The sequence below is a fragment of the Bacteroides sp. D22 genome (assembly GCF_000163675.1).
Classification (GTDB): Bacteria; Bacteroidota; Bacteroidia; order Bacteroidales; family Bacteroidaceae; genus Bacteroides; species Bacteroides xylanisolvens.
The window spans coordinates 193,873-209,263 of record NZ_GG774798.1 but is presented as its reverse complement, the minus strand read 5'-3'; the positions used below and the strand labels follow the sequence as shown (position 1 = coordinate 209,263).

Sequence of the window (15,391 nt, the reverse complement as noted above, 5' to 3'; positions counted from 1 at the left end):
ATATTTAGAGTTGTCTTAATAACTATTCAATCTCTTCTAATGCGTTGACAAGACCTCTTTCATTTCTTGACGCAACAAGAATGTATCAAACCCATGAGATTTTATTCTTTCTTTTAATATGGAAGCCGCAAGCTGTTCCGCTTCTTTCCTTTTACCTTGTTTGAGGTATAGCATAGCGATTCTTGCTCTTGCCCATTGATTGGAAGGAAGCATATAATAAGCACTCCAATAAAATGTCTCTGCTTCTTCATACCGATTGTGCCAATATAGACAATCGCCCTTCATTCGATATAATGTGGTTGAAGGTGACAAGGAGATCGCCTTGTCTAATTTTTCAAGAAGGGTCTTTTCTTCAACTATATCCTTCGCCAGAACACAATAGTTCTGTAGAAATAAATAATCCCCTGACAATATAGGCACCAATTCATTTAGTTTTGCGGTAATATTAGTCCTATTCGTTTCCAATAATGACTGAAATTCCTGATAGGCATAATGAAACCTGATCGTATTGAAAAGTAATCCTAAAGATATGAATGCAAAAGGAAGTCCTATAATAGACCGATGTAAAAATCCAAACCGTAGCTGATACGTAACCTTGTCCTTTCGTTCATTCAGCAAACAGGCAAAGGATATGACTGCAAGCACTTGCAGAGAGAATATTTTATTGGGATATGAGAACAGCCCGAACAGAATATAGGCAGAAATTACCATTTTGGCAGCCATTGAAACGGTCTCTCGCTGTTGAGTTCGAAACAATACGAAACAAGCGAGTAACATATATATGGACAATCCTATTAAACCGTACTCTATCATTATCCGGATAGGCTCATTATATGCGGAAACCACATTCCCTGCCAGATATTTTTCAGTCTCGTCTCCTTTACCCTGTTTGAAGTATTCACCCTGATAATTCATATAATTGGCTTCAAAGCTATTGTATCCAAGACCTGTAACGAAAGTTTTCTTTATCATTTCCGATGATACTTTCCAGATAAATAGCCTTCCTTTAACCGATTCCGGTCTTACATGATATAAAAGCAGACAAGACAAAATGAATACCGCAAATAAACTTATCACGCACAAACGACCGATACTCCTTGGCAATTGTCGCAATTTGTTTTTGCTTTTAAGCAAGAACATAAAGAGAAGAACAGCACCACTTGCCAGCCATGCAGCCCTTGATGCCGAGAGAGCGAGTGCAGGAAGAGAAAAGCCGATGACACACAAGGAAACATGTTTATGGGCTTTTTCGGGAATCGTGATAACAACAGTGATTATAATAGAAATAAAGAAACAAATGAGCGCACCGTATGGTGCAGGATTATAGAAAGGTCCAGTCATGAGGTATTCTTTATTCCGAACGAGTAATACACCGGCACATTGCAAATACCCGTAGAACGATAAAGCTACAGTAAGGCATAGTATGATTATATATAAAAATTTGTAATCAAGAGCATCAGTCATCCTGATGCAAATATATAATAACAGGATGATGATATCACCCAACTGATTAAGATTAAAATCGGTATCATTCTTGAAAGCAGCAAATATAAAATAGCAAACAAACAAAATATCAGGGATTTGTATCCGCACACTTTTTTTTACCCTAAAGAAAGTTGTACGAATACAAAATAAGGCGATCAAATAAGAGACAGATATTATGGAAGAAGTTCGTTGGCTATCAAACAAACCAGCGCATAGATTAAACACCAAGCATACAAGAATAGCAGCAATAATGAATGTATCTATTTTTATTTCTATCCTCTCATTTACCACCATACCTGTTTCCCGTTTTCATAGGTAAAAATCCTCTCCTCTTTTCCTTGTGTCAGGTTTCTTAATAGGAAAAGAGCTTGAGTAGGGGCATTATCATATTCCAAGTATTGATTGGTGGCAGTCTGTATACCTAAAGATACCCACCTGTCGTTGTAATACATCAATTCATATTTATTACCCACCTCTATAACATTAAAATTATTTCTCGGAAGATATTTCACTTTCGTAATGGATTGAGGGGACTTTAAGTCCAATCCAACCCAAGAATGGGAAGGTGCATTGAAATTGGTACGTATATTATTGTCGAAAGCGTTCTCTGGTTCGCTGTTAGGAATACTGTCACTGCCTAAATGCACAATGGGCGTTCCTTCCAACATGACAGCCTTTCCTTCTCTATCTGTACCCCAGAATTGTATTTCCGCTGCAAAGATTCCCGAATGAACAGATGTATAGCGTACATATCTGTAGGAAGACATCACGTTTATGTCAACTTCTGTCAGTGAATAGGGAGCTTCTTTGATTGTAAAAAGTGTTTCCGGATGTTTAAAGTCCGGAGTGTCGCTACCTTCAAAACGTCCTCCAATCATAGACTCCGCAAATCCTTGCATCAGCAAAGAGGGCTTGCATTTTCTGGTAAGAATCATTTTTTGTTTGCGCACGGTGTCCGGTTTGAGTATTTCTGTCTTACCCAAGGAGTCCCGCAACAAGATGGGATAAGAAATAGGCACAAGCCGTTCATGCCCGTATGCGCAGACAAGATAAACGATACCGCTTCCGATATGCTCAAATCTCACTTTGTTATTTTTTACTTGGGCATAGTCTGCCTCCCTGATATGGCTTCCATAGCCAAAGACAGCCAGATAAACGGCTTCATTATCCTTAAGTTGTAGCTCGGACGGCATGTCGTATATTACAGGGTGCATGTCGAAAACATACTGATCGGACACGTTCTTAACACACGAACTACGGAAAAAGGGAGGCAAAGCATGTTTGTTCTTCGTTTTTTTTGCCAAACTGTTTCTGTTGATAGCGTATGTATAGCGAAACACATTGGAACCAAAGCCATCAGCCAAGGGGATGACAAGCCCTGCCGGAAAGGCACATCTCAAATTGTCCTTGAGGAATATTTTACCTCGTATGCGTCCTGCATCGCAGGGACGGTAATGATGCAGGCTATCCAAATAGACCACCCATTTATGGTCTTTAAATGTGTTATTGTGTTGTGGTGCATAGTCCATCATGGCAGGCACCCCCATCGCCCGTAGCAAGGAAATCATTAATACGTAACGCTGGTCGCATCCTCCGGCTTTTGCCTTTTCGAGCAAAGGAACAGACACGAAAGGAATGTCTAGTTCGTCCAGCGTCCAAAAGTCTTTTGCAATCAAGTCATTAAGATGAAGCACCAGCTCTTCTGTATCGGATACATTCTTAAGTGAATCCTTCACCCACGAATATTTCTCGTACAGATATTTCCTCCAGTCTGATATAGGTTCGTGAAGAATGCGGTAAGGCAAAATATATTCACAAAACTCATCAAATGTAAAGTGACAAGCCCAAGGTTCTTTCCAGACTTTAAATGCCAAATCTATATTTTCAATAAGGTACTTGCTTGAGATAACATCAATGTCCTTAACCATAAGCGGTACCCATCCTCCCGACAAATCTTTCAGCATATCTATCTGCTCTGCCAGAGAATCTTCGTATGCCACACGATTGTTGCGTTTATTGGCATCTTTACCGCGCAAAAACATCTCGTATGCTTGTTCGTTGCAACTATAATACTCGGCATACTTCCCTGGCATATTGGCTATGAGGAAGTATGCTGCCTTCAATTTTTGTATTTCTCCAGTGGTTTTATAGTGCTCAATCACTTTTTCCAGTTCTTGACGGTTTATTCCGGCTTGTTCTAATGCTATGCGGACATCAGAAGGGACAGAGGAGCAGCTTGTCAGCAGGAGGAATAGTAGTATGCTTTGTAATAATAAGTTCTTCATTGATTTAGTAAAAATAAGTATCAGTGGTTTTATTATAGAACATCCCTACCTTATTTTTGTTATACATATATCGGAACATGATGTAACCTTCTCTGTACCAGGTAATACTTGATGCGTCACACACATCATAATCATATCTTTCATCTATAACATGCTCAAATATATTATGATTGCCATAATAAAAGCTCAGCTTATAAGCTGTCGGATACGTATTATAATAGTTGCCAGACATGTCCAATATATCATCAAAATAGAAGATTATAGAAACGACACCTCCATCATTCTCAACTACCGCTGTTCGTGAATTAATATCTAACCGAGGTCCTCCATTTATACTTATAGAAGATATTCGAGGCCTGTATGTGTATCCGGGCTCATCCATCCGAACTGTTAGTTGACCCAAATCCAGAATAATGTCCCGGTCGGTAACATTGATAAAAGACAGTGTGAATGCCGCTTCGCCCGTCCCCGATATATAAATATTTCCTTGCGTTTCAGTTGAACCATCTGTGTAATTGAACATGCCAGAATAAAAAGAGACATAGCTCCTTCTATTCAAATAATCCGCATAATAAGTGGCAGTTGGAAAAACATTATCCAGTTGGATAGCGATATCATCATTCCATGAGGGGGCAACAGGGTGATAAAGTCGCGATTGAAGTTGCTCCAAATCAACAAAGACACAAGATTGTACATAGTACATATCATTCCTAGGAGTACCAATAGGAGTTACCTTAACCTTTCCATTAGCCTTTAGGGATGTTTCGATTTGTTCTATCACCGTAAGTGGAATATTTATTTTAGACGGATAATTAAATTCACAATATATCAGATTCCCTTGTAAATCAATCCATATTGTTGTTTTAAAGTAATCATCTTCCATTAATTGAATATTTTTTAAATAAGGCCCAATGTAAGGTTCTATATATTTAGACAGATTCTTTACTTCCCTCCAATCAAAATGATACCAATCTTGCCAATTTAAAGGATTTTCTTTTCCCGACAATGGATAAACGTTATTACCAATGGATACAAATCCTGAATAATAGTGCATATAATATGCATTATTACTCGTTGATTTATATATTATCTCCGTATCTGTTTGACCAAGTACGTGTAAACAATAGATGGAAAAACTAATCAATAAGTATATAGTTCTCATAATAACTGAATTTATTTAATAACAACTTGATGCCAATTCTAAAACTTTTGCTAACGGCTTAGGTGTATAATCTATATTGTAATTATACCCATTGTCTGGTGAATAGGTCCTGCTATTCTCGGAAAATAACGATATCCATTCTTTAAAATCATCGTTGGGAATAGAGATAGGAGTTCCTTTTTTAGTAAGTTTACTAAGCCAATTTAAATATTTTGCTTGTTTTTTATCCCATTCAACAGCTTTAATTTTATCCTCGCCTGGCCTATTCCCATACACAAACGAACTTCTTTCTACTTTTTCATACCACGCATCACTAAATTTCTTACTTCCTTTAATTTTTGAATAATACATGATATCATCTATCAATGCCCGTTCATATTCCATCATACCTCTTGATATAGTACCGCTATATACTCCTAAATGAATCTGAAAGAGGTGAACCAATTCATGAGCAAAACTTCCATAGGTTATATCATCCTCTCCTCTAAACACTAAATCTACTGTTCCATTAGATAAAATAGAATTCCCTGCATTTGCCCTTCCTCCTCCTAAATTAGGATCCATATAAACATAATTAAAAGCGAAACCTTCGCTCTCTAAATAATTAATAATCTGCTTAGCATAACATATTTTTTCCTCCATTTCTTTAATGACTCTTTCTAATTTCTCTAGTTGTTGAGGGGTTAACTTATCAGTATTCTTTATAATTTTTTTTACATGAGACTTCACCGGAACTGAAGGATCAGTGGGAGTTCCGATATAACCGCCTCCACCTCCATCAGAAGAACCATCATCATAACATTCGGTATATGGAACTTCTCGGTAAGTCCAATAACATGCAGGTGCAGTTATTGTTGGACCTTCTAATTCACCACCTTCTAGGGTAGGGTCACCTCCGCTTCCACCACTATTACCACCATTACCATCATCAATACCGCCTCCAAACTCACCGGTACCATAAAAACTCGCCCAGTCATCCATAAAGGCAGAACGTGTAATCGGAGGACAATAGTAATACGATTCGGTATAGTAATTCGTGTAACACTGTATAGCTCGAGTTGTAGCAGAAGATAGCGTATCCGATAATGCCGCCTCATCAAGAACAGGAGAAAGACGCTTTATTATCTTACCATTCTTGTACTTCCAACCGTTTACAAACTCACCGCTGGGACAAAAATATAAAACCATACCGTCAAAATGGGGAACCCGATGCAAATAATTGTTATCTGACAAATCATCGTACTTCATCAGATAATTCAGACTACCTATAAATATCATATTGAAAGTAATGATTTCTCCCGTCGTAATATCTTTCAATATAACAGACCGAGCAACGTTCATCACCCGTCTTTTTTCTTTCTTGCTCATCTTCTTTTTCTGCTTCTTCGTATCTTGGTCATAAAGGATAACATTCATGTTGGAACGCAAAGAGGCTTCCACCACTTCATACCTTCCTTTCTTCCATTCTTTAGCATGATTCCACGAAGGAGTTACCAATATTCCCGATACATTGCTTTGCGTCACCCCCATTCGGGTAACGGGAGCCCCATTGTCGACATACCATTCTTTGGCAGCTGCAACAGTTAACTCCCGATTCTTACCGACAGCCAGTTCGTTTGATAATTCCTGTTGTCTGTCCGTGAACAATTCGTCACGAACGCAAGCGTACAACAAGAGGGCGGCCATTCCAAACGCAAAAAGAATTTGTTTCTTTCTCATGTTTTCCATCTCATTAAAGGTTACTTTATTGAAAAGACGAAAATTATATCAGGATGTAATCAGTCTTTTTTATTTTTTTACGACATAATAGATGTGCTTTACACAAGGAGAATGATGCTATCCTCCATGAATAGGGAGAAGTGAAGAATGTTCTTAACAGTGAAGAATGTGAAGAATCCGTTTTTGCTCGATGAACTCCGCAAATAGGCTGATAAACAAAGACCTATTTATAGAAAGCATGAGGGATAAAAACTAACTTTATTTTATATTTCTGTACGGTACTTTCTCAATTCTCCCCGCAAGGTCAATGCTTTTCCTTCTGTATATTGATTGAGTAACGCCCAGAATCGCTCGCTATGATTCATCTCGCGGGTATGGCATAATTCGTGCAACAACACGTAGTCTATCAAATGAGAAGGCAGCAAAACCAGGTAATAGGATAAATTAATAGCTTTTCGAGCCGAACAACTCCCCCATCTGCCCTGACTGGAGTTTATTTTCACACTCGAATAGGACAATCCGCATTGCTTGGACAAGAAGGCCAGACGTGAAGGCAGAATACTTTTGGCATTTCGTCTCAATGATTCTTCAATAACCTTATGCAACCAGCTTTGCAGTTTTTCATCTGTAAAATCGGCATGAGGCGGACAAACGATCTCCATTACACCCAACCGGGAATTAGCCAGAAACTGATCTTTCTCGCCCGACACCAAAGATAGTTTAAAATGCTCCGCATCAATCTTATAATTCAAATCAATCAACGGACGAGCGATTTTTTGCCGGGAGGCCAGAAGCTTTCCACGCAGGTTCTCGATGGCCTGTTTCACTTCTTTCAGGGTAGTACCGGGAGGAACTGAAACATAAACAGCATCACTCTTGGTACGAAACACAAGACTTCTCGCACGTGAATTGACGCGTATCACCAGACGCCCTAACTCATCATCTTCTATAATCTTATCCATTATAATCCTCCTATCAACAGCCACAAAAGTAATAAAAAAGAAGACGCTAACGAAAAACTTTATGGAAGATGCAACTTTAGATCAAATTCTTCCGTCTAACCATTATATCAATCATAGAAAAGCGTAATTATGAAAACAAGTTTATTGCTCGTATTAGTCACGGGAATGTTTCTAGTACTTACTGCCGGCTCTTGCTTGCGGGGAAAACACATCGTAGGCAGTAAGAATTACATCTCCAAAGAAGTGAAAGCCGACCACTTCAATGAAATCAAACTAGTGGGAAGCGCCAACATTAGTTATTGGCAAGACACATGCAGCCATGTCGAAATTCATGGTTCCGACAACATCATACCACTTATAGAAACGTATGTGGAGGGTAGTACATTCATTATAAAATTCAAGAAGAATGTCACTATCTGGAAAGGAAAACTGGAAATAAAAGTTTTTGCTCCGGAACTGAATAAGCTGTCGGTCAACGGTTCAGGAAATATAAGATTAATCAATGGGATACAAACCTCTAAAGATATTGAGTTCCACATCAACGGTTCGGGCAACATTCAGGGAGAAGGATTCAATTGCCAAAAAATGGCCGTTTCAATTAATGGTTCGGGAGATGTAAGACTACAACAAATAGAGAGCCAGGAATGTCAGGCAAGTATTTCCGGTTCGGGCAATATCAATCTGAACGGCAAAGCCATTCAAGCGAGCTATTCTATTGCCGGATCAGGAAATATTCAAGCTGCCGATTTGCAAGCAGAAAACACAGACGCAAGCATTAGCGGCTCCGGCAACATCAGCTGCTATGCCAGTCAGAAGCTGGTTGCCCGCGTCAAAGGAAGCGGTGATATTGCCTATAAAGGAGATCCTCAAGAAGTGGATGCGCCACGAAAAAATATACGGCAGATCAAATAAAGACAGCTTAAATAAAGACAGTTTAAAAACATAAAAGGGCTACTGCATCGCGCGGTAGCCCATTTATTTAGTTAGTTTCATTATAAAAATTTGAGAGAATTGAAAACTTCACAGTTTCGCCTTCGTTGTTGTTTTAATTAAGCACACTAACTATATTATATGTTTAAAGCAAATGAAAATGTCTATTCGTTTATAACTTGCACCTTGTGGTTGATCTTCGCCAGGCTATCCGCCAGGACCTGTTCCGCTTTCACATCATTTGAGATAGCGACCGACGGTGCAGTTACTTGTTTACCAATGGTATCCGTAGCCAATACACTTCCATCATCTCCGGAGAAAGAATGTTGTGCCACATTCCCCAAAGAAAGGATGATTGCAATTACGGCAGCAGCCTTGAACAGAGGAATAAAACGACCGGTCAGTGTCAAACGTTTCGCTTTTACTACCGTAGGCTCCACCTCTGCCAGAATACGTGCATCAAAGTCTTCGCCCAGTCCTACTTCCTGCTGAACCTGCTGATAAACAAACAGATTCTTATAGCGAAGCAAATGAGCCGGAACTTCTTCCTTTGCGAAGAAGTCGCGCAATGTTGCTTCCTCCTCAACGGAAGTTTCGCATTGCCAATATCGCTCGAGGAGCTGTTCTATATCCTTATAATCCATATTCGTCAATTTCTAAATACCTTTGTTTTACTTTTTGCCTGGCTCTGAAGAGATTCACTTTGACTTGTTCCTCTGTCAGATTCAGCAAGGTTGCAATTTTTTTATAGCTTTCACCTTCAATGTCCCTCAGTTGCATGATAAGCCGCTGTTTTTCGGGAAGTTCGTTTACCAGTCTATTAATGATGTTCATTCTTTCATCATGAATCATCTGGTCATACGGACTGTTTGCATCAGGTTCTTCCGCCATTTCGGGGGTGAGTTCCACGTTTTGAGCTTCTTTCTTTTGACTCCGGTCTATCGCCAGGTTCTTTGCCACTGTCAGGCAATAGGCTTCGACCGATTCAAATTGAGACCACTCATCACGCTTGTTCCACACTCTTATCATGGTGTCCTGAACGACATCCTCGGCTTCGGCCCTATCCAGGGTGATTCTGAGAGCCAATCGAAAGAGTTTATCCTTCAACGGCAAAATATCGTTTCGGAAGCTGATTTCTTGCATCTCTATAATAATGACGGGCTAGGATATGAAAAGTTACAGTCGCCCACTACTTTTTTTTGAATTATTTTTTTATTCTCGTTCCTCCAGAGTCGTTAATCGCTGACGCTAAGGTGATTACCACTTCAGAAACTCCTGCATTTATTGCTTCAAAAGAATTTTCCAACTTAGGAATCATACCTCCTTGAATAACGCCATCGGCTACATATTGTTCAAATTCGGTACGGGTGATTTGAGGAATCACACTGTCGTCATCATTCTCGTCACGCAACACACCTTTCTTCTCGAAACAATACACCAATGTCACATCAAACAGAGCCGACAACGCTTTCGCTGTCTCCCCGGCAATGGTATCTGCATTCGTATTCAACATATTGCCGTGACCGTCATGTGTCAATGGAGCCATCACGGGAACAACGCCTTTATGTATCAAATCCGACAATAAAGTGGCATCCACCTGTTCCACATCCCCCACAAACCCGTAGTCTACTTCTTTCACCGGACGTTTCACCGAACGGATTACATTCATATCCGCTCCGGTCAATCCGAGTGCATTGACTCCGCGTGCTTGCAGACCTGCCACAATGTTTTTATTCACCAATCCGCCGTACACCATCGTTACGACTTTCAACGTTTCGGCATCGGTAATCCGACGACCATTTACCATTTTGCTTTCAATACCCAGTTGCGCGGCAATCTTTGTTGCCGAACGACCGCCACCATGAACCAACACTTTATGTCCGTCAATAGCGGCAAAGTCATTTAACAACTGACGAAGGGTGGCTTCCTCTTCTACGATTTTGCCACCCACCTTAATTACTGTTAGTTTTTCTCTCATTTCTTGATTTCTAATAAGTTCACCGAATGGAGAATCCGGCTCCGGCACCCTGCCGGTTATTCCAAATAAGTATATCCGTAAAGCCCCGAACGATAGTTGGAAAGGAATTCTTTTCCTTCTTCCAAGGAGATTTTTCCTTCTTTCACTGATTTAGTCACCCAAGTTTCGAGCGTACGTACCAGCTTCTTCGGATTGTACTGCACATAGTCCAACACCTCCGCTACCGTTTCTCCGTCGATAATCTGTTCGATATTATATCCTTTCTCGTTCACCGAAACATGCACGGCGTTCGTATCACCGAACAAATTATGCATATCTCCTAAAATCTCCTGATAAGCACCCACCAGGAATACAGCCACATAATAAGGTTCTGTTTTCTTCAGTGCATGTACAGGCAGATAATGAGCCACGTTACGGGTAGAGATAAAGTTGGCAATTTTGCCGTCCGAATCACAGGTTATATCTTGCAAGGTAGCCGAACGCTCCGGTTTTTCATCCAATCGCTGAATAGGCATGATCGGGAATATCTGGTCAATTGCCCAAGAGTCAGGAAGTGACTGAAACAGCGAGAAGTTACAGAAATATTTATCGGCAAGCAGTTTGGACAATCCACGGAATTCATCGGGTGCATGCTTCAAACCGGCTGCAATCTGATTAATCTCACGTGTAATAGACCAATACAGACGCTCGATTTGTGCGCGGGTTTTCAGATCTACGATTCCATGACTGAACAAGTCCAATGCTTCCTCCCTGATCTGCTGTGCATCGTGCCATGCTTCCAACATCTTGTTCTGATTCAGCGAATCCCAGATTCCATATAACTCCTGCACCAATTCGTGTGCATCCGGAGCAATTTCCTCCTCGTCATCCCATTCGGGTAAAGTAGCGGTTTCAAGAACTTCAAAGATAAGAACAGAATGGTGTGCCGTCAATGCACGTCCACTTTCCGTTATGATATTCGGATGCGGGATACCATTTTTATCGCTCACGTCTACCAGCGTAGAGATAGAGTCGTTTACATACTCCTGAATGGAATAGTTTACGCTACCTTCGCTATTGGATGAACGAGTTCCGTCATAATCCACTCCCAGTCCACCGCCAATATCAACAAACTCCACCTTAAAGCCCATTGAATGGAGCTGCACGTAAAATTGTGAAGCCTCGCGCAAAGCCGTTTTGATACGACGGATCTTCGTCACCTGACTGCCGATATGGAAATGAATCAGTTTCAGACAATCTTTTAAGCCTTTGCTCTCCAGAAAATCGAGCGCTTCGAGAAGTTCACTGGAAGTCAAGCCAAACTTGCTGGCATCTCCTCCCGACTCTTCCCACTTTCCGCTACCGGAAGAAGCGAGTTTGATACGTATACCGATATTAGGCTGCACATTCAGCTGCTTTGCCATTTTTGCTATCAGCTTCAGTTCGTTCATCTTCTCCACAACGAGATAGATACGTTTACCCATCTTTTGGGCAAGCAGAGCCAGTTCAATATAACTTTCGTCTTTATATCCGTTGCAAACAATCAATGAGTCAGAGTCCGTATTGACCGCAATCACCGCATGGAGTTCCGGTTTAGAGCCGGCTTCCAGTCCGAGATTGAACTTCTTTCCGTGGCTGATAATTTCTTCCACCACAGGGCGCATCTGGTTGACCTTAATCGGATAAATAATAAAGTTCTGGGCTTTATAACCATACTCCTCGGCTGCCTGTTTAAAGCAGGATGACATCTTTTCAATACGGTTGTCCAAAATATCCGGGAAACGCACCAGCATGGGAGATGCCACATCACGCAATTGTAACTCATCGACCAGTTCTTTCAAATCAACGGATACTCCATCTTTACGAGGTGTAACAACGACATGACCTTTGTCATTAATACCAAAGTACGAGGTACCCCAACCTGTGATGTTGTAGAGTTCCTCAGAATCTTCAATACGCCACTTTCTCATTTTCTGTTATTCAGTGTTTTTAGTAAATAATTGGACGGCAAAAATACGGATTAATCTACATGTTGGCAATTAATTGGACATTAATTGTTTCAAACGGTCCATATAACCACTATTTCCGTTGCGGGCGTCATAGCGAAGTGCCAGCTCTTCCGCCTGCTGATAGAAATAATTGCGAAGCTCGCTGACCTGATAAATTCCATCCGGACGATAAAGAGGGAATTCCTCCGGCAACGACAAGGAGACTTCCGGACGGGTCTCATACTTCAAGGCCTCTACCATATCGCAAGAGAAGCGATATTTCTTCAACGTATTCGTACGCAAACTCCAACCGATGCATCGCTCGGCATACTCCCAGCCTCTTTCCGGCTTCGTCATTATATTATAAGCAATAAACAATCCCAAGTAAAGCAAAAGATATTCATCCTTTTCTCTTCCCTGCAATGCTTCTTCGGCACGTGCACACATATCAGCGGCAACCTCCGGTTTGCCAGCTTTCTGTGCATAATAGGAGAGCTTCAAGTAAGCCCGCAAATTGGCTTCATAACAGGTGACCTGCTTATTAATCAATGGCTGCGCCCGGCTGTAAGCCTCATCAAACTGCCCTGTTTCCAAATAATAATCCAGCATAAAATTCAGTTCGCAAGCCTCACACGACTGACCGTCTATCTTTTCATTCAGCATCTTGTCAATGTATTCTTTTGCCTTGTCATACTGGCGCATCCAAACACATTCCACAGACCAGCGGTGATAATAACTCCGCAAAGAATATCCATTCCGGAGAATACGGGTTTTATAATCCTCACCGATCGCTTTCACCTGTTCCATCGGAATTTCCGGCAGATCGAACGTACAAGCCCAGATCCATTTATATTTCCACAACAAGTCATCTTCTTTGATTACATCCTTGTGATTCTCGTAATCATCCAGGATTTTAGAGAACACGGTAATCTCTTCCGCATCTGCCGAAAGAAGATTCAGTTCATAGATAAGATCCAGTCTCAACTCCGTAGCCCATTCCACATCTTCGTTCTCATCAGCGATGCGGATAGCTTCTTTCAATAGATTGGCTTTTTCACGGGGATGCAGGCTGTCATTCTGTGTCTGCAACAGCAGTTTTTGTATTTCAAGTGTGTATCTCATACTCTTTTTTTAATTCAGGAAATTTATAAAATCATTCATTTTCGAAGTCATCAGTTCGCTAAGCGAACGGTTGAAAAGCTCCATTTCTTCACTGTTCACCGGATATTTACCTTGCAAAAGCGACTGTACATACAATATATGCACCACATGCTGAAACAATTTATTGTCTCCCTGTATTTGCAATAAAGTCTGTACCATTTCGTTATCCGCATTGAAAGTGAGTGTCGGTGGGATTTGCTTGGCAGTATTGACAGCCCCCAATACAGCCGCCAACGGATTATTGGCACTTTTAGCTACATTCTCCTTTTCCTCCGCCACAAAGATTACCGGAATATCCACCGGAGTAAAATGTTTCAGACGACAGACACAGCCAAACCGCTTCAACAGCTCGTTCGCTTTCATTTCAAAAGCCTGAAACTCTTTATTCGCCTCCACTTCGCCAAACTGTTCCAGCAACCGTGAAGGAGATATTTCATCCAACGTAAGTTCCGGATTCAGACGGACATACTTTTTCAACAAAGTCTCATCAAAAGTGTAAGCAGCATTCACCACCAGCCATCCTTGCGCTCCGGCTATACGGCGCACCTGACGGAAATCTTCCAGATTCTTGGTATAGCATATCACATTGCTTGCCGAACGAATACTTCCAAAACCACGCAGCCCCTTATTTGTTTCAAAAGGAAGGTAATCCATAAACAAACGGAGCAGTTCATTGTCTTCCGAAGCAATCGCCTTGATATGGAAGTGATGAACATCCAAGATCCGGTTGAACATGGCTCGGTCATTCTGCACCAATCCCCGCAAATAATCCTTGATAGCTATCCCGATCTCTTTCCGCGCATCCTTCAACTGGTCATTGCTCACCAAAGACTCGCGGGAAGCAGTAGACAGCAATCCGTCCGCATTCACCAGACAACGGATAAAGAAAGCCCACGGCGGCAACAGATTACAATCGTCCTCACTCAACAGCATACGTTTAAGGTAGACCTTATGAGAATTGCGTACTGAAAATTGTGTTCGGAAAGGCAAAACATAAAGCACCCCTTCTACCTTACCACTTTCAGTATAAATCCGGAAAGCATCAAGAGCAGACGACTGGAATACTTTTGCCCCATAATCCAGCAACTCCTTGCGAGTCGCCTTCGGGTCAAGCCATACGGGCGAAGGCGTATTTACCAACTCCTCTTCCCCCTGATAATGCAGATAGATAGGATATGGCAACACTTCCCCATAACTGACCAGTATCTTCTTAAACGTTTCATATTCAAAAAGATGCATCCAGTCTCCTTTCGGATGCAACACCACCTGCGACCCGATAGGCCGTTCTTCGTCCGATAAAGTCAGCTGATACGTCCCATCTACTTTGCCACACCAGCAAACAGGTTGTCCGCCCATTGCCGAACGACTCTCCACGGTGATTTCATTAGTCACCACAAAACAAGATAACAATCCGATACCGAACCTTCCGATAAAATCGTCCGCATCGGGAGTATCCCGTTTTGAACTCTCTCCGATAACCGTCAGAAAACGATAAACTTCCTCTTCTTTCAGTCCGACTCCATTATCCCTGAACACCACCGTTTTGTCTTCATTCAGAAAGACATCGATACGTCCTTTATAATTCTCGTCGATATTGCGTAGTGCCGTGATGGCATCTACGCAATTCTGCAACAGTTCGCGAACAAAAGTATTCGGGTTACTATAAATGTGCTCTGATAACAGGGCAATCATACCTTTAAGATTGACCTGAAACAGATTATTCCCTTCTTTTTCCATGTTCC

General features: G+C 41.3%; 12 protein-coding genes. 1 reads left to right on the top strand and 11 read right to left on the bottom strand.

Annotation, left to right across the window (positions count from 1 at the left end; all coding sequences use genetic code 11):
- Nucleotides 1–36: 36 nt before the first annotated feature.
- The 5 genes from HMPREF0106_RS19465 to HMPREF0106_RS19485 all read right to left on the bottom strand — a co-directional run bounded on the left by HMPREF0106_RS19465 (nt 37) and on the right by HMPREF0106_RS19485 (nt 7,613).
- Entirely contained in the window at nt 37–1,593 is a 1,557-nt protein-coding gene (locus HMPREF0106_RS19465; protein WP_225739845.1) for an O-antigen ligase family protein, read from the bottom strand.
- 176 nt (nt 1,594–1,769) lie between these two features.
- Nucleotides 1,770–3,770, bottom strand: coding sequence for a discoidin domain-containing protein (locus HMPREF0106_RS19470; RefSeq protein ID WP_008642737.1), 2,001 nt, complete (start codon nt 3,768–3,770; stop codon nt 1,770–1,772).
- Between the two features lie 4 nt (nt 3,771–3,774).
- Nucleotides 3,775–4,932: a hypothetical protein gene (locus HMPREF0106_RS19475; protein WP_008642735.1), complete on the bottom strand. Its 1,158-nt coding sequence runs from the start codon at nt 4,930–4,932 to the stop codon at nt 3,775–3,777.
- Between the two features lie 15 nt (nt 4,933–4,947).
- A complete protein-coding gene (locus tag HMPREF0106_RS19480) occupies nt 4,948–6,651 on the bottom strand; it encodes a hypothetical protein (protein ID WP_225739844.1) in 1,704 nt (567 codons plus the stop codon).
- A 263-nt stretch (nt 6,652–6,914) separates the two neighbouring features.
- Nucleotides 6,915–7,613 (bottom strand): SprT family zinc-dependent metalloprotease, encoded by a 699-nt coding sequence (locus HMPREF0106_RS19485; RefSeq protein WP_008642733.1) that lies wholly within the window; start codon nt 7,611–7,613, stop codon nt 6,915–6,917.
- 129 nt (nt 7,614–7,742) lie between these two features.
- On the opposite strand from HMPREF0106_RS19485, the gene HMPREF0106_RS19490 reads away from it, so the two are divergent.
- Entirely contained in the window at nt 7,743–8,525 is a 783-nt protein-coding gene (locus tag HMPREF0106_RS19490; protein ID WP_008024080.1) for a head GIN domain-containing protein, read from the top strand.
- 182 nt (nt 8,526–8,707) lie between these two features.
- On the opposite strand, the gene HMPREF0106_RS19495 is transcribed toward HMPREF0106_RS19490, so the two are convergent.
- From HMPREF0106_RS19495 to HMPREF0106_RS19520, 6 genes are all read right to left on the bottom strand, one after another.
- Nucleotides 8,708–9,187 (bottom strand): hypothetical protein, encoded by a 480-nt coding sequence (locus HMPREF0106_RS19495; RefSeq protein ID WP_004315419.1) that lies wholly within the window; start codon nt 9,185–9,187, stop codon nt 8,708–8,710.
- Complete coding sequence (locus HMPREF0106_RS19500) at nt 9,177–9,686, bottom strand: RNA polymerase sigma factor (protein WP_009039151.1); 510 nt, start codon at nt 9,684–9,686, stop codon at nt 9,177–9,179. Before HMPREF0106_RS19500 ends, HMPREF0106_RS19495 begins: the two co-directional genes overlap by 11 nt.
- A gap of 61 nt (nt 9,687–9,747) precedes the next feature.
- The gene (gene argB / locus HMPREF0106_RS19505; RefSeq protein ID WP_022198948.1) at nt 9,748–10,521 is read right to left on the bottom strand and encodes an acetylglutamate kinase; all 774 of its coding nucleotides are present in this window, start codon (nt 10,519–10,521) and stop codon (nt 9,748–9,750) included.
- Nucleotides 10,522–10,577: 56 nt separating this feature from the next.
- Nucleotides 10,578–12,470 carry a biosynthetic arginine decarboxylase gene (gene speA / locus HMPREF0106_RS19510; RefSeq protein ID WP_008024078.1) on the bottom strand — a complete coding sequence of 631 codons (1,893 nt, stop codon included), beginning with the start codon at nt 12,468–12,470 and terminating at the stop codon, nt 10,578–10,580.
- Nucleotides 12,471–12,539: 69 nt separating this feature from the next.
- The gene (locus tag HMPREF0106_RS19515; protein WP_009039149.1) at nt 12,540–13,610 is read right to left on the bottom strand and encodes a hypothetical protein; all 1,071 of its coding nucleotides are present in this window, start codon (nt 13,608–13,610) and stop codon (nt 12,540–12,542) included.
- 9 nt (nt 13,611–13,619) lie between these two features.
- Nucleotides 13,620–15,386, bottom strand: coding sequence for an HSP90 family protein (locus HMPREF0106_RS19520; RefSeq protein ID WP_009039148.1), 1,767 nt, complete (start codon nt 15,384–15,386; stop codon nt 13,620–13,622).
- Between the last annotated feature and the right edge of the window lie 5 nt (nt 15,387–15,391).